This is a genomic window from Pseudomonas sp. A6 (assembly GCF_052367875.1).
GTDB lineage: Bacteria > Pseudomonadota > Gammaproteobacteria > Pseudomonadales > Pseudomonadaceae > Pseudomonas > Pseudomonas citronellolis.
This window is the reverse complement of the sequence record NZ_CP198970.1, coordinates 5,336,922-5,352,406: the sequence shown is the minus strand read 5'-3', so window position 1 is coordinate 5,352,406 and position 15,485 is coordinate 5,336,922. Positions and strand designations below refer to the sequence as shown.

14 protein-coding genes are annotated in these 15,485 nt (G+C 68.8%); 9 read left to right on the top strand and 5 right to left on the bottom strand.

Annotation, left to right across the window (positions count from 1 at the left end):
- Window positions 1-65: 65 nt before the first annotated feature.
- The 7 genes from ACTWJ5_RS23435 to ACTWJ5_RS23405 all read left to right on the top strand — a co-directional run bounded on the left by ACTWJ5_RS23435 (window position 66) and on the right by ACTWJ5_RS23405 (window position 5,140).
- A complete protein-coding gene (locus ACTWJ5_RS23435; RefSeq protein ID WP_444436661.1) occupies window positions 66-1,856 on the top strand; it encodes a DUF294 nucleotidyltransferase-like domain-containing protein in 1,791 nt (596 codons plus the stop codon).
- Window positions 1,853-2,479 carry a 3'-5' exonuclease gene (locus ACTWJ5_RS23430; RefSeq protein WP_261747968.1) on the top strand — a complete coding sequence of 209 codons (627 nt, stop codon included), beginning with the start codon at window positions 1,853-1,855 and terminating at the stop codon, window positions 2,477-2,479. The genes ACTWJ5_RS23435 and ACTWJ5_RS23430 overlap by 4 nt, the downstream gene beginning before the upstream one ends.
- A 138-nt stretch (window positions 2,480-2,617) precedes the next feature.
- A complete protein-coding gene (locus ACTWJ5_RS23425) occupies window positions 2,618-2,770 on the top strand; it encodes a DUF3309 family protein (RefSeq protein ID WP_009620484.1) in 153 nt (50 codons plus the stop codon).
- Window positions 2,771-2,884: 114 nt separating this feature from the next.
- Window positions 2,885-3,190 (top strand): hypothetical protein, encoded by a 306-nt coding sequence (locus ACTWJ5_RS23420; RefSeq protein WP_009620483.1) that lies wholly within the window; start codon window positions 2,885-2,887, stop codon window positions 3,188-3,190.
- Window positions 3,191-3,319: 129 nt separating this feature from the next.
- On the top strand, window positions 3,320-4,132 hold the full coding sequence (locus ACTWJ5_RS23415; protein ID WP_009620482.1) for an SDR family oxidoreductase: 813 nt from the start codon (window positions 3,320-3,322) through the stop codon (window positions 4,130-4,132).
- 234 nt (window positions 4,133-4,366) lie between these two features.
- Window positions 4,367-4,792, top strand: coding sequence for a hypothetical protein (locus ACTWJ5_RS23410; protein WP_043271029.1), 426 nt, complete (start codon window positions 4,367-4,369; stop codon window positions 4,790-4,792).
- An 18-nt stretch (window positions 4,793-4,810) separates the two neighbouring features.
- Window positions 4,811-5,140 carry a YnfA family protein gene (locus ACTWJ5_RS23405; RefSeq protein WP_009620480.1) on the top strand — a complete coding sequence of 110 codons (330 nt, stop codon included), beginning with the start codon at window positions 4,811-4,813 and terminating at the stop codon, window positions 5,138-5,140.
- Between the two features lie 374 nt (window positions 5,141-5,514).
- Here ACTWJ5_RS23405 and ACTWJ5_RS23400 read toward each other — a convergent pair whose 3' ends face one another.
- From ACTWJ5_RS23400 to ACTWJ5_RS23385, 4 genes are all read right to left on the bottom strand, one after another.
- Window positions 5,515-5,745 carry a YheU family protein gene (locus ACTWJ5_RS23400; RefSeq protein ID WP_074986441.1) on the bottom strand — a complete coding sequence of 77 codons (231 nt, stop codon included), beginning with the start codon at window positions 5,743-5,745 and terminating at the stop codon, window positions 5,515-5,517.
- A gap of 69 nt (window positions 5,746-5,814) precedes the next feature.
- Window positions 5,815-7,017, bottom strand: coding sequence for an osmoprotectant NAGGN system M42 family peptidase (locus ACTWJ5_RS23395; protein ID WP_444436660.1), 1,203 nt, complete (start codon window positions 7,015-7,017; stop codon window positions 5,815-5,817).
- Complete coding sequence (gene ngg, locus ACTWJ5_RS23390) at window positions 7,014-8,786, bottom strand: N-acetylglutaminylglutamine synthetase (RefSeq protein WP_256512245.1); 1,773 nt, start codon at window positions 8,784-8,786, stop codon at window positions 7,014-7,016. Before ngg ends, ACTWJ5_RS23395 begins: the two co-directional genes overlap by 4 nt.
- Before the next feature lie 61 nt (window positions 8,787-8,847).
- Window positions 8,848-10,617: an N-acetylglutaminylglutamine amidotransferase gene (locus ACTWJ5_RS23385; protein ID WP_444436659.1), complete on the bottom strand. Its 1,770-nt coding sequence runs from the start codon at window positions 10,615-10,617 to the stop codon at window positions 8,848-8,850.
- Window positions 10,618-10,759: 142 nt separating this feature from the next.
- On the opposite strand from ACTWJ5_RS23385, the gene ACTWJ5_RS23380 reads away from it, so the two are divergent.
- A complete protein-coding gene (locus tag ACTWJ5_RS23380; protein ID WP_116423126.1) occupies window positions 10,760-11,230 on the top strand; it encodes a MarR family winged helix-turn-helix transcriptional regulator in 471 nt (156 codons plus the stop codon).
- A 694-nt stretch (window positions 11,231-11,924) separates the two neighbouring features.
- Here ACTWJ5_RS23380 and mnmC read toward each other — a convergent pair.
- Entirely contained in the window at window positions 11,925-13,883 is a 1,959-nt protein-coding gene (mnmC, locus tag ACTWJ5_RS23375; protein WP_444436658.1) for a bifunctional tRNA (5-methylaminomethyl-2-thiouridine)(34)-methyltransferase MnmD/FAD-dependent 5-carboxymethylaminomethyl-2-thiouridine(34) oxidoreductase MnmC, read from the bottom strand.
- Window positions 13,884-13,990: 107 nt separating this feature from the next.
- On the opposite strand from mnmC, the gene pap reads away from it, so the two are divergent.
- Entirely contained in the window at window positions 13,991-15,481 is a 1,491-nt protein-coding gene (gene pap, locus ACTWJ5_RS23370; protein ID WP_444436657.1) for a polyphosphate:AMP phosphotransferase, read from the top strand.
- Window positions 15,482-15,485: the final 4 nt, after the last annotated feature.

Here is a 15,485-nt window from a genome sequence, read left to right as displayed (position 1 = left end):
GACTTGACGAAGCCGGAGGCTCGCCTCCGGCTTCGCCTTTTACGCACTGCCACAAGGGGCTCGCGATGCCCGAGAGCTTCAACTTCTCCGCGCCGCCGTTCGATCAGCTGCGCGTGAGCGAGCGCCAGGCCTTCGCCGAGGCCCTGAGCGTCGCCTACTACACCAGTGGCGAGACCGTACTCGAAGCCGGCGCCGCGGTGCCCTGCCTGTTCATCGTGCTTAAGGGCGTGGTCGAGGAGCGCGGCGAAGATGGCCGGCTGTTCGCCCAGTACGCCGGCGACGACCTGTTCGACATCCGCGGGCTGTTCTCCGGCAGCAGCAAGCACGACTACCGCGCGGTGGAGGAGAGCATCCTCTACGAACTGCCGGCCAGCACCTTCCACCAGCTGTGCGGCGACAACCCCGGCTTCGCCCGCTTCTTCCAGGCCGACCTCGCGGCCAAGCGCCAATTGGCGCGGCGCGACGGGCAGAACCTGGCCGAATTCATCCTCACCCGCATCGCCCGCGAACACCTGCTGCCGGCCATCGAAGTGGACGCCGGGCTGCCCCTGGGCGACGCCGCGCGCCTGCAACTCAGCCATGGCGCCGATGCCCTGCTGGTGCGCAGCGGCGGCGAACTGGGCATCGTCACCCGCACCGACCTGATGCGCGCGCATTTCCGCGACGGCCGCGCCGAGGACGAAGCCATCGGCCCGCTCGCCCACGGCCCGCTGGCCAGCATCGAGCTGGGCGACTTCCTGTTCGACGCCATGATCCTCATGACGCGCCTGCGCATCGAGCGCGTCGCGGTGCACGAGGACGGCGAAGTGGTCGGCCTGCTGCACCTGACCCAGGTGCTCAGCCTGTTCTCCACCCACTCCCACGTCCTGGCGCTGCGTATCGCCCGCGCCGAGACCGAGGAGGAGCTGCGCGCCGCCGCCGAGACCCTGCACACCCTGATCGCCACCCTGGCCGGCAACGGCATCCGCCTGCGCTTCATCATGCAACTGGTCAGCGCGCTCAACGAGCAGTTGCTTGAACGCCTCTTCGAACTGCTGGTGCCGCCGCCGTTGCGCAGCCGCTGCTGCCTGGTGGTGATGGGCAGCGAAGGCCGCGGCGAGCAACTGCTCAAGACCGACCAGGACAACGCCCTGATCCTCGCCGACGATTTTCCCCAGGAACAGGCCCTGGCGCTGATGCAGCGCTTCAGCGATGCCCTGCTGGCCTGCGGCTACCCGCCGTGCCCCGGCGGCGTCATGGCCAGCCACGCAGAGTGGTGCAAGCCGCTGGCGGCCTGGCAGCGCGAGCTGAACGCCACGGCCCTGGAAGGGCGCCCGGAGCAACTGCTGCGCCTGTCGATCCTCGCCGACGCCTGGCCGGTGGCCGGCAACCGCCAGTTGTTCGAGAGCCTGCGCCAGGGCCTGCTGGGCTTCGCCGCGGACGGCGAACGCTGGCTGGCGGACATCGCCGTGGCGGCCCTGCAGTTCGACACCCCGCTGACCTTCCTCGGCCAGTTGAAGACCCGCGAGGAACACCTGGACATCAAGCGCGGCGGCATCTTCCCCATCGTCCACGGCTGCCGCGTGCTGGCTTTGCGCGAGGGCCTGGAGGCGCGCGGCAGCCTGGCCCGGCTGGAAGCGCTGCAGGCGCGCGGGGTGCTCGACGAGGGCCTGGCGGAGAACCTTGCCGAGGCCTTAGAGCTGTTCCTGCAACTGCGCCTGACCCAGCAACTGGCCGGCGAGCGCGACGGCCGCCAGCAGGGCCTGGACGTGGCCCGCCTGAGCCGCCACGAGCGCGACATGCTGCGCTTCGGCCTGCACGCGGTGAAGAAGTTCAAGCAGAGCCTGGAACGGCAGTTCCACCTGGAGAGCCGATGAACGCCCTGGTGAAGATTCCCGACCACCACTGGTCCGGCTGGCGCCGCCGGCTGTACTGGTGCCTGCACGCCCCGGAGGAGGCCGAGGAGGTGGTCTCCCTGGACCTGGAGACCACCAGCCTCGACCCGCGCAAGGCGGACATCCTCAGCATAGGCGCGGTGCTCATCCGCCGCGGCAAGCTGGTGCTCGGCGAGCGCCTGGAGCTGCTGGTGGAGCCGCCGGCCAGCCTCGACGGCGAGTCGATCCGCATCCACAAGCTGCGCCGCGCCGACCTCGAAGGCCAACTGCCGCTGGAAGAGGCGCTGCGCCGGACCCTGGCCTTCATCGGCGACCGCCCGCTGCTGGGCTACTACCTGTCGTTCGACGTCGCCGTGCTGCGCCGCCACCTGCGCGAGCGCCTGGGCGAGGCCCTGGGCAACCCGCGCATCGAGGTTTCCGCGCTGTACCAGCGCAAGATGGCGCGGCGCTACCCGGACCTGCACCTGGACCTGCGCTTCGACACCCTGGCGCGCACCCTCGGCATTCCCGTGGAAGGCCGCCACACCGCGCTGGGCGATGCGCGCAGCGTGGCGCTGATGTTCCTGCGCCTGCGCAAGGGCTCGCTGCCCGACCTGCAGCACTGAGCCCGCGGCGCAGAAAAACTGAATCCCGGCGTTGCGACGCCAGTCCCAATAGCAGGTGGGCAGCCCGTGCGCTGCCCGTTCCGCGGACGCGGGCCGGCAATGCTGGCGTGCCGTCCGACTGCCTACGGGAGGCGCTCCATGGGAACCATTCTGCTGGTCATCCTCATCCTTCTGCTCATCGGCGGCCTGCCGGTGTATCCCTATTCGCGCAGCTGGGGCTACGGGCCCTCGGGGATCCTCGGCGTGGTCCTGGTGGTGCTGCTGGTCATGCTCCTGCTGGGCTACGTATAGCGTGAACCCTTCGCGGTTCGCCGCCGGCGCAAGGTGCGCAAAGTGATCCAGGACACAGCCCGCCGTCCTCCCACGCCCTACCATGATGGCCTTTTGCAGGACGGGGGAAAGGGAATGCTCGGAGTCGTACTGGTCGCCCTGGGCAGCCTGTGGCTGCTCGGCCAGTTGCTCAGTGGCCTGGTGGCGCTGCCGGCGGCGGACTGGTTGGCGCGGGAGAGCGATCCGCAACGCTACTGGCAGTTCGTCTATTTCGCCCCGGCCCTGCTGCTGGCGCTGGGCTTCTTCCTGTTGCGCTACCGCGTGCATTCGTTCGCCGGCCTGCGCCGCGAGAAGGTCAATTGCGCGGCCTTCGTGCTGATCTTCGCGGGCGTCGCACTGGTTCTCGGGAAGCTTTCCTGTCTGCTGCTTCCACTGTTCTGAAGGCCGCGCCTTACCTGGCTGTGGCGCCGGTTTGCCGGCGCCATTCAGCAGCCTGATTAAAGCGCAGCGCGGGCGGGGCCTTGGCTACACTGCCGGACAATTCCCCGGACAAGACAAGGCAACCCCCCTATGCAAAACCGCATGATGATCACCGGCGCCGGTTCCGGCCTGGGCCGCGAAATCGCCCTGCGCTGGGCCCGCGAAGGCTGGCGCCTGGCCCTGGCCGACATCAACGACGACGGCCTGGCCGAAACCCTGCGCCTGGTGCGCGAGGCCGGCGGCGACGGCTTCACCCAGCGCTGCGACGTGCGCGACTACAGCCAGCTGACGGCGCTGGCCCAGGCCTGCGAGGAGAAGCTCGGCGGCATCGACGTCATCGTCAACAACGCCGGCGTGGCCTCCGGCGGCTTCTTCGAGGAGCTGTCGCTGGAAGACTGGGACTGGCAGATCTCCATCAACCTGATGGGCGTGGTCAAGGGCTGCAAGGCCTTCCTGCCGCTGCTGGAGCGCAGCAAGGGGCGCATCGTCAACATCGCCTCCATGGCCGCGCTGATGCAGGGCCCGGCGATGAGCAACTACAACGTGGCCAAGGCCGGCGTGGTGGCCCTGTCGGAAAGCCTGCTGGCCGAGCTGAGCCTGGTGGACGTGAAGGTCCACGTGGTCTGCCCGTCGTTCTTCCAGACCAACCTGCTGGACTCCTTCCGCGGCCCCAGCCCGGACATGAAGAACCAGGTGGGCAAGCTGCTGGAAGGCTCGCCGATCAGCGCCGCCGACATCGCCGACTACATCCACCAGGAAGTCGAGCGCGGCAGCTTCATGATCCTGCCCCACGAGCAGGGCCGCCTGGCCTGGCAGGTCAAGCAGCAGAACCCGCAGGCGATCTACGACGAGATGACGCGCATGGCGCAGAAGATGAAGGCCAAGCAGCGCAGCCTGGCCTGAGTTTTCGCACCGCTTCGGTGCAGGCGAAAACAGCGCTTGCCCAGGGCGGTGCAAAAGCGTAGTTTTGCTTCACCGGCCTGCCTGCCGATGTAAGTTGGACCCCAGTGAAAGCCCCGCCTCCATCGCGGGGCTTTTGCTTTTCCGGGCCAGGCCACGCAACATTGCTGCCCGGCGCTTCCGTGGCGCCTGCGCCTGTGCTAGAAGGCAGCGTCGTCCAGAGGGAGTCTCACCGTCTTGCAGTCCGAATCCATCGTCTATGGTTGCATCCGCGACTGGCCCGGCGACTCCATGGAGCGGCGCCTGCGCCGCGCGGCCAACCGCAAGGTGCTGGACAGCCTGCCGGTGGGCGAGGCCTGGCCGTTCCTCGGCCGCGAGATGTTCAGCCGCTGCGAGCAGGAAGGCGCCGGCCTGTACCAGTCCCAGGTGATCCACTTCGGCGCCAGCTACCCGGCCATCGAATACGAGTGGAACCTGTGGGTGGAGCAGTTCGAGGCGCTGCTCAAGCGCCTGTACTGGGCCAGCGCGGTGGTGCACCTGGAAACCGAACTCAACGGCTGCCACACCTTCCGCTGGGAATCCGAACGCGGCTTCCACAGCCCCCAGGAAGGCGACCTGCGGGTACGCTGCGCCTGGGAACGCGAAGGCGGCCTGCGCGGCTGAGCCGCCAAGGAAAGCGAGATGCTCAACTACCTGTGGTTCCTCCTGGCCGCGTTCTGCGAGATCGCCGGCTGCTACGCCTTCTTCCTCTGGCTGCGCCTGGACCGCACGCCCCTGTGGATAATTCCCGGACTGTTCAGCCTGCTGTGCTTCGCCCTGCTGCTGACCCGCGTCGAGGCGGCCTATGCCGGGCGCTCCTATGCGGCCTATGGCGGCATCTACGTGGCGGCGTCGCTGTTCTGGCTGGCCTATGTGGAGAAGAGCCGGCCGCTGTGGAGCGACTGGCTGGGCGTGGCGTTGTGCATCGTGGGGGCGAGCGTGGTGCTGCTGGGGCCGAAGTTGGCGCCTTGATGGGGGCTGGCTTTTCGTAGGAGCGAGCTTGCTCGCGAACCTGGCTCCTGGTGCTCAGCTAACCCTTGCAACCCTCTCCCCAGCCCTCTCCCTGAAGGGAGAGGGAGCTATCCGTGCATGCCGGCAACTCCAGCATTGCCGGCGGGCATAGAAACCACCCCAGACACCGAATGCCCCCTCTCCCTTCAGGGAGAGGGCTGGGGAGAGGGCGCTCCAAAGCCCAGCACCTAAAGTCCCCGGCAAGCGCCATTCGCGAGCAAGCTCGCTCCTACGCGGCATCAGCCATGGCGTACCCCTGTAGGAGCGGGCCCTGCCCGCGATATCGCGCGCAGGGCGCGCTCCTACACCACCACACACCGTAGGATGGGTATCGCTCAGCTCTCCAGCCACTCCTTCGGCACTTCCACCTTGAGCATCAGCTGACATTGCTGGCTCTCCGGATCGAACACGATCACCGCCTCGCCGCGCCTGAGCGCGTGGCGGGCGCGTTCGACGCGGGTGGCCAGGGGCGTGTCGTCGCCGTTGTCGGTGCCTTCGCGGGTGACGAAGTCTTCCAGCAGGTTGTTCAGGGTATCGGCTTCGAGCAGGTCGTAGGGAATCAGCATGGGCGGGCACTCGGCGGAACTGGCGGCGATTCTAGTCGCGCGCCGGCCCGCCGGCGAGTGCGGAACGCCTCAGTGGCGCCCCTTTTCATCGTCCTTGCTGTTGTCCAGCAGTTCGCCCACCGGTTGCACGTGGGTGGTGCTCTCCATGTGCACCGGGTGTTCCAGCTGCTTGCTGAAGCGCTCGATGGCGCCTTCCTTGGGCTCGGCGTCGCTGTCGAACACCGGTGGGCTGAGCAGGTAGGCGCAGAGCAGGCGCGCCAGGTTGGCCAGGCTGTCGATGTGGGTGCGCTCGTAGCCGTGGGTGGCGTCGCAGCCGAAGGCCAGCAGCGCGGTGCGGATGTCGTGGCCGGCCTCGATCGCCGACTGCGCGTCGCTGTGGTAGTAGCGGAACAGGTCGCGGCGCACCGCCACCTCGTGGCGCTCGGCCAGGCGCAGCAGGTGCCGCGAGAGATGGTAGTCGTAGGGTCCGCCGGAGTCCTGCAGGGCCACGCTCACCGCGTGCTCGCTGGAGTTCTGCCCCTCGGCCACCGGGGCGATGTCGATGCCGACGAACTCGCTGACGTCCCAGGGCAGGGCGCCCGCCGCGCCGGAACCGATCTCCTCGGTGATGGTGAACAGCGGGTGGCAGTCGATCGGCGGTTCCTGGCCGCTTTCGACGATGGCCTTGAGCGCCGCCAGCAGCGCCGCCACGCCGGCCTTGTCGTCCAGGTGGCGGGCGCTGATGTGGCCGCTGTCGGTGAATTCCGGCAGCGGGTCGAAGGCTACGAAGTCGCCGATGGACACACCCAGCGCGGCGCTGTCGGCCGGGCTCACGGTGTAGGCGTCCAGGCGCAGCTCGACGTGGTCCCAGCTGATCGGCAGGCTGTCCACCGCGGTGTTGAAGGCGTGCCCCGAGGCCATCAGCGGCAGCACGCTGCCGCGCAGCACGCCGTTGTCGCAGAACACGGTGACGCGGCTGCCTTCGGCGAAGCGGCTCGACCAGCAGCCCACCGGGGCCAGCGCCAGGCGGCCGTTGGGCTTGATCTCGCGGATGATGGCGCCGATGGTGTCCAGGTGTGCCGAGACCGCGCGGTCCGGGCTGTTGCGGCGGCCGGCGAGGGTCGCGCGGATGGTCCCGCGGCGGGTCATCTCGAAGGGGATGCCGATCTCCTCCAGGCGCTCGGCGACGTAGCGCACGATGGTGTCGGTGAAGCCGGTGGGGCTGGGGATGGCGAGCATCTCCAGCAGCACCCGCTGCAGGTAGTTGAGGTCCGGTTGCGGCAGTCGGCTCATGCGGGCACCTCGCGGTCCAGGGGTTCGCGGCTGAGCGGGAAGAGCAGGTCGAGGAAGCGTTCGGCGGTGGGCTGCGGCTCGTGGTTGGCCAGGCCCGGGCGCTCGTTGGCTTCGATGATCACGTAGTCCTCGCCCTCCACGTCGGGCACCAGCAGGTCCAGCCCGGTGACCGGGATTTCCAGCGCCCGCGCGGTGCGGATGGCGGCCTCGCGCAGGGCCGGGTGGAGCTTGTCGGTGACGTCTTCCAGGGTGCCGCCGGTGTGCAGGTTGGCGGTGCCGCGCACGGCCAGGCGGCGGCCTTCGGGCAGCACGTCGTCGTAGCCGAAGCCGGCGGCGTGCAGGGTGCGCTCGGTCTCGCCGTCCAGCGGAATGCGGCTCTCGCCGCCGGTGGCGGCCTGGCGCCGGCGGCTCTGCGCCTCGATCAGCTGGCGGATGCTGTGGCGGCCGTCGCCGATCACCGTGGCCGGGTGGCGCACCGCGGCGGCCACCACTTCGTAGCCGATCACCAGCACGCGCAGGTCCTGGCCGGGGTGGTAGCTCTCCAGCAGCACGCGGCCGTCGAACTGGCGGGCGTGTTCGATGGCGGCCTCGACCTCTTCGGCGCGCATCAGGTTCACCGCCACGCCCTGGCCCTGCTCGCCGTCCACCGGCTTGACCACCAGCGCGCCGTGCTCGGCGAGGAACGCGGCGTTGTCCTCGGCGCTGCCGGCCAGGCGCTGCTGCGGCTGCTTCAGCCCGGCGCGGGCCAGCGCCCGGTGGGTCAGGCGCTTGTCCTGGCAGAGAGTCATGCTCACTGCGCTGGTCAGGTCGCACAGCGACTCGCGGCAGCGGATGCGCCGGCCGCCCTGGGTCAGGCTGAAGAGGCCGGCGTCGGCGTCCTGCACCTGCACTTCGATGCCGCGGCGATGGGCTTCGTCGACGATGATCCGGGCATAGGGGTTCAGCCCCTGCTCGGGGCCGGGGCCGAGGAACAGCGGCTGGTTGATGCCGTTCTTGCGCTTGATGGCGAAGGTCGCCAGTTCGCGGAAGCCGAGCTTGCGGTACAGCGCCTTCGCCTGTTTGTTGCTGTGCAGCACCGACAGGTCGAGGTAGGCCAGCTCGCGGCTCATGAAGTGTTCGATCAGGTGGCGCACCAGGGCCTCGCCGACACCCGGCCGGCTGCACTGCGGGTCCACCGCCAGGCACCAGAGGCTGGAGCCGCCTTCGGGGTCGTGGAAGGCCTTGGCGTGGTTCAGGCCCATGACCGCGCCGACCGCATTGCCGGTCTCGCTGTCCTCGGCCAGCCAGTAGGTGGGCCCGCCCTGGTAGTGCGGGGTGAGCCGCTCGGCGTCCACCGGCAGCATGCCGCGGGCCAGGTACAGGCGGTTGACCGCCGCCCAGTCGTCCTCGCCGTGCACCCGGCGGATGCGGAAGCCGCGGAACGAGCGGCGCGCCGGGCGGTAGTCGGTGAACCACAGGCGCAGGGTGTCGGAGGGGTCGAGGAACAGCTGCTGCGGGGCGTGGGCCAGCACCTGCTGCGGCGCCGCCACGTAGAGGGCGATATCGCGTTCGCCGGGGCGCTCGTTGAGCAGCTCCGTGGCCAGCGCGTCGGGTTCGGCGAAGGTGTGCCCGATCAACAGCCGGCCCCAGCCGCAGTGCAGGCTGTGAGGCTCGCAGCCGGGCCGCTCGTGGTCCTCGGCGAAGCGCGCCTGCAGGCGCTGGTAGGTCGGCACCTGGCCGCGCAGCAGGCGCTGGTTGTGCGGATGGGGCAGGTTGAAATGGCTTTTCATGGTTCGCTCCCTGGAGGGCGGGCCGCCGGTACGGTGCCGGTGGCCCGCGCTGCTGGCTGGGTCAGAGTCCCTGTTCGGTCAGCCAGAGGTTGAGGGCGGCCAGCTGCCAGAGCTTGGAGCCGCGCAACGGGGTGAGGTCGTCCTGCGGGCTGCCGAGCAGGCGGTCGATCTGCGCCGGCTCGAACAGGCCGCGGTCCTGGCTCGGGTCCAGCAGCAGTTCGCTGACCCAGGCCCGGGTGTTGCCCTGCAGATGCTTGAGCCCCGGCACCGGGAAGTAGCCCTTGGGCCGGTCGATCACCTCGGCCGGGATCACCCGCCGCGCCGCGGCCTTGAGCACCTGCTTGCCGCCGTCGCCGAGCTTGAAGCGCGCCGGGATGCGCGCCGAGAGTTCGGCCAGGCGGTAGTCGAGGAACGGCACGCGGGCCTCCAGGCCCCAGGCCATGGTCATGTTGTCGACGCGCTTGACCGGGTCGTCCACCAGCATGATGGTGCTGTCCAGGCGCAGCGCCTTGTCCACCGCGTCGCTGGCGCCGGGCATGGCGAAGTGCTCGGCGACGAAGGCCTGGGCCACGTCCTCGACGCGCAGGGCCGGGCGCACCGTGGCTTCGTATTCGCCGTGGCTGCGGTCGAAGAAGGCCGCGCGGTAGGCGTGCAGCGGCGAGGCGGCGTCGACCATGGGCGGGTACCAGTGGTAGCCGGCGAAGAGTTCGTCGGCGCCCTGGCCGCTCTGCACCACCTTGCAGTGCTTCGACACTTCGCGGGCGAGCAGGTAGAAGGCGATGCAGTCGTGGCTGACCATGGGTTCGCTCATGGCGCGGAAGGCTGCCGGCAGTTGCTCGATCACCTCGTTCTCGCCGATGCGCAGCTGGTGGTGGCGCGTGCCGTAGCGGCGGGCGATGAGGTCGGAGTAGTGGAACTCGTCGCCGCGCTCGCCGCCGGCATCCTCGAAGCCGATGGAGAAGGTCAGCAGGTCGTCCACCCCGGCCTCGTGCAGCAGGCCGACCAGCAGGCTGGAATCCACCCCGCCGGAGAGCAGCACGCCCACCTCGCGGGCGGCGCGCTGGCGGATGGCCACGGCCTCGCGCAGGCTGTCCAGCACGCGGTCTTCCCAATCCTCCAGGCGCAGTTCGCGTTCGTCCTCGTGGCAGCCGTATTCCAGACGCCACCAGCAGTGCTGCTCGCTGCGGCCGTCGGCGTCGATGCTCATCCAGGTCGCCGGCGGCAGCTTGCGCACGCCGTTGAGAATGGTGCGCGGGGCGGGCACCACGGCGTGGAAGTTCAGGTACAGGTTGAGTGCCTCGGCATCCAGGCTGGTGTCGACGCCGCCGCCCTGCAGCAGCGCCGGCAGGCTGGAGGCGAAGCGCAGGCGCTGGCCGTCGCGGGCGAGGTACAACGGCTTGATGCCCAGGCGGTCGCGGGCGATGAACAGCCGGCGGGCGTCGCGCTCCCAGATGGCGAAGGCGAACATGCCATTGAGCCTGGGCAACAGCTCCTTGCCCCAGGCGTGGTAACCCTTGAGCAGTACCTCGGTGTCGCCGCCGGAGAAGAAGCGGTAGCCGAGGGCTTCCAGCTCCTTGCGCAGTTCGGGGTAGTTGTAGATGGCGCCGTTGAACACCAGGGACAGGCCCAGGGTGGTGTCGATCATCGGCTGGCCGGAGGCTTCGGCCAGGTCCATGATCTTCAGCCGGCGGTGGCCGAGGGCCACTGGCCCTTCGCTGTGGAAGCCCCAGGCGTCGGGTCCGCGGGGGGCGAGGTGGTGGGTGATGCGCTCGACCGCCGCGAGGTCGGCCGGCTGGTTATCGAAACGTAGTTCTCCTGCTATGCCGCACATTTTCCTTACCGGTTCTCCGTTGGGGATGAATGGGGGGTCAGGCCGGGGCCCTTTTTTTGTGTTAACAGAAAGACTGTTTCATGTGAAAGTAGTTCTATGATTTTTTTATGAATTCATGCGCCTTCTGTATGGAAGATTGATTATGGTTGAAAGAAAAAATGCCTTGGAGGATGCCTATGCGTTGTCCATGTTCCAGGCCCTGCGGCGGCTGCAGCAGGGCAGCGAGGTGCACGCCAAGCGCCTGAGCCGCTTCGGCGGGCTGACGCCGCTGCAACTGCTGATCCTGCAGGTGTTGCTGGTGGAGAGGGAGATCACTGCCAGCCGCCTGGCCAAGCGTGTGAGCCTGTCCCAGGCTTCGCTGTCCGGGGTGCTCGATCGTCTGGAAAGCCGTGGTTTGCTGGCGCGCCGGCGTGATGAGCAGGATCGGCGCAAGCAATGGTTGCTGCTGGAGGACGCTGGCCGTGACGCATTGCAGTCGGCGCCGCCGTTGTTGCCGGAATATGTGTTGGTGCGCTTTGCCGAGTTGCCTGAGTGGGAGCGGCATGCGGTGTTGGCGGGGTTGTTGCGGGCGGCGGAGTTGTTCGAGTTGCCGGAGGAGGAGGAAGAGGAGTGATGGGAGGTTGGGAGGTTGGGAGGTTGGGATGCGTAGGAGCCTGATTCTTCACTTTGCACCCAACCTCACCCCCCGTCATTCCCGCGAACGCGGGAACCCAGTGACTTGGGGGCTCGGTGTAGCGCGCCGCACCGAGTGTTCGGATGTCTCTGGTTTCGCCCCCTCGGGCGAGTCCCTTTTGTCAAACGGTGGAAGGCCACCCCCGCAAAAAGGAACCAAAAAGGCTTGCCCCACATACGGGCCCGACAGAGTCGGGCTACCCTCGCGAATTCCCCCGCCACGGAGGCCCGCCCCGAGGGTACGTCCCTGTAGCCCGCGGGGCTCTCGCGACATCCATGTCGCATGACCTCCTGAGCGCGGGTTTCGCTCGGCCTTCTGAAGGGGCGTTTCGGTGCGCGCGGAGGTTTCTCTGGAAATCCCAAGAGCGAACGCGCTTTTGCTCTTCGTAGGAGCGAGCTTGCTCGCGAACCCACCAGTCACTGGGTTCCCGCGTTCGCGGGAATGACGAGGTTGAAGGATGGTGCCTGACTTACAGGCCACTCCGGACAGCCCCCTCTCCCTTCAGGGAGAGGGCTGGGGAGAGGGCGCTCTTGAACCCAACACCTACGTCCCCGGTAACCACTGTTCGCGAGCAAGCTCGCTCCTACGAAAAACACCTCGGCGCCGCCAGCGACAGGCTCATCACCAGGTGTGGCTAGGACTTCAGCCCCCGCACCAGCTCGCGCAGGAAGAACCGATTGGGATGGCAAGCCTCGGCCACGGCTCGAGGCAGGGGCAGTGGCTCGTCGTCCAGCCAGGCCGCCAGCAGTTCGCCGGACAGCGGCGCGCTGATCAGCCCGCGGGAGCCGTGGGCGCTGTTCAGGTACAGGCCGTCGAGCCAGGGGCAGGGCGTGTCGGGTACCTGGCGGGCGTCCTTGGCCAGTACGGCGTAGGCCTCGGCGAAGGCTTCGCGCGCGGCCAGCGGGCCGATCAGCGGCAGGTAGTCCGGCGTTGTGCAACGGAACGCGGCGCGGCCTTCGAGGGCTGCCGGGTCCTGCGGGCCCAGGCGCTGCAGCAGGTCCGGGGAGATTTCCCGCAGCAGTTCCAGATTGCCCTGGTGTTCGGCGACGGTGGGCTGCAGGTCGTCGCTGTGAAAGTCGAAGCTGGCGCCCAGGGTGTGCTCGCCCAGGCGCGGCGGAGCGACGTAGCCCTCGGCGCAGACCACGGTACGCAGCGCCGCGCTTGCTTCGGTGGCCGGCAGGCGGCTGATCTGCCCGCGGATGCGTTTGAGCGGCAGGCTGGCCGCGCCGGGGAAGGCGCGTACCTCGGCGGCGGTGGCCAGGACCGCCACCGGCGCCGAGGCCAGGCGCTGTTCGCCATCGAAGGCGTGCCACTGCCCGCCGTCGCGCTCCAGGCGCACCTCGTGGCCGCTCAGCAGCTCGATGTTCGGGTGTTCGGCCAGGGCCCGGCACAGCGCCGGCGGATGCGCCCAGCCGGCCTCGGGGAAGAACAGCCCGCCGGCCGGCAGGGCGATGCCGGCGGTGGCTTCGGCCTGTTCCCGCGAGAGCGCCTGCAGCAGGTCCTCGGGGAAGGCTTCGGCCAGCTTCGCCTGGCGCTTGCCCTCGGCTTCGTCGAAGGCCAGTTGCAGCACGCCGCAGGCGTCCCAGTCGCGGCCGCGTTGCAGACGCTCCAGCAGCCGGCGGGTATGGCCGAAGCCGGCCACCACCAGACGCGACAGCGCCGTGCCGTGGGCCGAGAGCTTGAGGTAGAGCACGCCCTGGGGGTTGCCCGAGGCCTCCGCGGCCAGTTCGCCATGGCGTTCCACCAGGCTTACCTTCCAGCCGCGCACAGCCAGGCTGGCGGCGGTGGCGCAGCCGGCCAGGCCGCCGCCGACGACCAGCGCGCGGCGCTCGCCCACGGGCGCCGGCGGGCGCGCATACCAGGGCTTGGCGGCGTCCTGCGGCTGGCCCTGGAACTCGCCCACCAGCATCTCGCGCTTCTGCCCGAAGCCCTTGACCCGCTGCATGGCGAAGCCGGCGGCGATCAGCCCGCGGCGGACGAAACCGGCGCTGGTGAAGGTGGCCAGCGTCGCGCCGGGGGCCGCCAGCCGCGCCAGTTCGGCGAACAGCGGCTCGGTCCACATCTCCGGGTTCTTCGCCGGGGAGAAGCCGTCGAGGAACCAGGCGTCGATACGCGCTTCCAGCTCCGGCAGGGTTTCCAGCACGTCGCCCACCAGCAGGGTGAGCACCACCCGGCCACCGTCGAACAGCAGGCGCTGGAAGCCGGGATGGATGGCGTGGTACTGCGCCAGCAACTGCTCGCTCCAGGGCCGCAGTTCATCCCACAGGGCCAGGGCGCGCGCCAGGTCGTCGCGGCGCAGCGGGTACTTCTCCACGCTGACGAAGTGCAGGCGCGCATCCGCCGGGGCCAGGGCCTCGAACTGGCGCCAGGCGCAGAGGAAGTTCAGGCCGGTGCCGAAGCCGGTCTCGCCGATGCACAGGCGCCCGCCCGCCGGCAGTGCGGCGAAGCGTCGCGGCAACTGGTTGCCGTCGAGGAACACGTGGTGGGTTTCCGCCAGGCCCGAGGCGCGGGAGAAGTACACGTCGCCGTAGGCGCGCGACAGGGGCTGGCCGTTTTCGTCCCAGTCGAGCTGGGCGCTGTGGTGGTCGGGCATGGGGCTACCGGCAGGAAAGCGAAGCGCGCATTTTAGCCGATCCCCCGCGCAGACAGCCTGCGTCACATCCGCTACCTTCAATGCAACCCGCAGTCAGGAGGCAGTGCATGTTCGAGTCCGCCGAGATCGGCCATTCCATCGACAAGGAAACCTACGAAAGGGAAGTCATAGAGCTGCGCGAAGCCTTGCTGGAGGCCCAGTACGAGTTCAAGCGGCAGGCGCGGTTCCCGGTGATCATCCTGATCAACGGCATCGAGGGGGCCGGCAAGGGCGAGACGGTCAAGCTGCTCAACGAGTGGATGGACCCGCGGCTGATCCAGGTGGAAAGCTTCCTCTGGCCCACCGACGAGGAGCTCGCCCGCCCGCCGCAGTGGCGCTTCTGGCGGCGCCTGCCGCCCAAGGGGCGCACGGCGATCTTCTTCGGCAACTGGTACAGCCAGATGCTCCATGCGCGGGTCAACGGCGACATCAAGAGCAGCCGCCTGGACGTGGCCATCGACGCCGCCGAGCGTTTCGAGCGCATGCTCTGCGACGAGGGCGCGCTGATCTTCAAGTTCTGGTTCCACCTGTCCAAGAAGCAGCTCAAGGAACGCCTGAAGACCCTCGAGAATGACCCCCAGCGCTCCTGGCAACTGAGCGAGATCGACTGGCTGCAGAGCGAGGTCTACGACAAGTTCGTGCGCTACGGCGAGCGCGTGCTGCGCCGCACCAGCCGCGACTACGCGCCCTGGTACATCGTCGAGGGCGCGGACGAGCGCTACCGCAGCCTGACCGTCGGCCGCACCATCCTCGAAGGCCTGCAGGCGGCGCTCGACGTCAAGGACCGGCCGCGCCGGCAGCCCCATGCCGCGCCGTTGGTGGCCAGCCTGGACAACCGCGGCCTGCTCGACAGCCTCGACCTGAGCCTGGCGCTGAGCAAGGACCAGTACAAGACGCAACTGGCCCGGGAGCAGGCGCGCCTGGCCACGCTGATCCGCGACAAGCGCTTCCGCCAGCATTCGCTGCTGGCCGTGTTCGAGGGCAACGACGCCGCCGGCAAGGGCGGCGCCATCCGCCGCGTCACCGACGCCCTGGACCCGCGCCAGTACCACATCGTGCCCATCGCCGCGCCCACCGAGGAGGAGCGCGCCCAGCCCTACTTGTGGCGCTTCTGGCGGCACATGCCGGCGCGCCGGCAGTTCACCATCTTCGACCGTTCCTGGTACGGCCGGGTGCTGGTGGAGCGCGTCGAGGGCTTCTGCCCGCCGGCCGACTGGCTGCGCGCCTACTCGGAGATCAACGACTTCGAGGAGCAACTGGTGGAGTTCGGCATCGTGGTGGTGAAGTTCTGGCTGGCCATCGACAAGGACACCCAGTACGAGCGCTTCAAGGAGCGCGAGAGCATTCCCTTCAAGCGCTACAAGATCACCGAGGAAGACTGGCGCAACCGCGACAAGTGGGACCAGTACGTCGACGCGGTGGGCGACATGGTGGATCGCACCAGCACCGAGATCGCGCCCTGGACCCTGGTGGAGGCCAACGACAAGCGCTTCGCCCGGGTCAAGGTGCTGCGCACGCTCAACGATGCGCTGGAGGCGGCGTTCGATAAGGACAAGTGAAGGA

Coding starts and splice junctions, on each gene's coding strand:
- ACTWJ5_RS23435 (WP_444436661.1), top strand. CDS start 66: ATGCCCGAGAGCTTCAACTTCTCCGCGCCGCCGTTCGATCAGCTGCGC.
- ACTWJ5_RS23430 (WP_261747968.1), top strand. CDS start 1,853: ATGAACGCCCTGGTGAAGATTCCCGACCACCACTGGTCCGGCTGGCGC.
- ACTWJ5_RS23425 (WP_009620484.1), top strand. CDS start 2,618: ATGGGAACCATTCTGCTGGTCATCCTCATCCTTCTGCTCATCGGCGGC.
- ACTWJ5_RS23420 (WP_009620483.1), top strand. CDS start 2,885: ATGCTCGGAGTCGTACTGGTCGCCCTGGGCAGCCTGTGGCTGCTCGGC.
- ACTWJ5_RS23415 (WP_009620482.1), top strand. CDS start 3,320: ATGCAAAACCGCATGATGATCACCGGCGCCGGTTCCGGCCTGGGCCGC.
- ACTWJ5_RS23405 (WP_009620480.1), top strand. CDS start 4,811: ATGCTCAACTACCTGTGGTTCCTCCTGGCCGCGTTCTGCGAGATCGCC.
- ACTWJ5_RS23400 (WP_074986441.1), bottom strand. CDS start 5,745: ATGCTGATTCCCTACGACCTGCTCGAAGCCGATACCCTGAACAACCTG.
- ACTWJ5_RS23395 (WP_444436660.1), bottom strand. CDS start 7,017: ATGAGCCGACTGCCGCAACCGGACCTCAACTACCTGCAGCGGGTGCTG.
- ngg (WP_256512245.1), bottom strand. CDS start 8,786: ATGAAAAGCCATTTCAACCTGCCCCATCCGCACAACCAGCGCCTGCTG.
- ACTWJ5_RS23385 (WP_444436659.1), bottom strand. CDS start 10,617: ATGTGCGGCATAGCAGGAGAACTACGTTTCGATAACCAGCCGGCCGAC.
- ACTWJ5_RS23380 (WP_116423126.1), top strand. CDS start 10,760: ATGGTTGAAAGAAAAAATGCCTTGGAGGATGCCTATGCGTTGTCCATG.
- mnmC (WP_444436658.1), bottom strand. CDS start 13,883: ATGCCCGACCACCACAGCGCCCAGCTCGACTGGGACGAAAACGGCCAG.
- pap (WP_444436657.1), top strand. CDS start 13,991: ATGTTCGAGTCCGCCGAGATCGGCCATTCCATCGACAAGGAAACCTAC.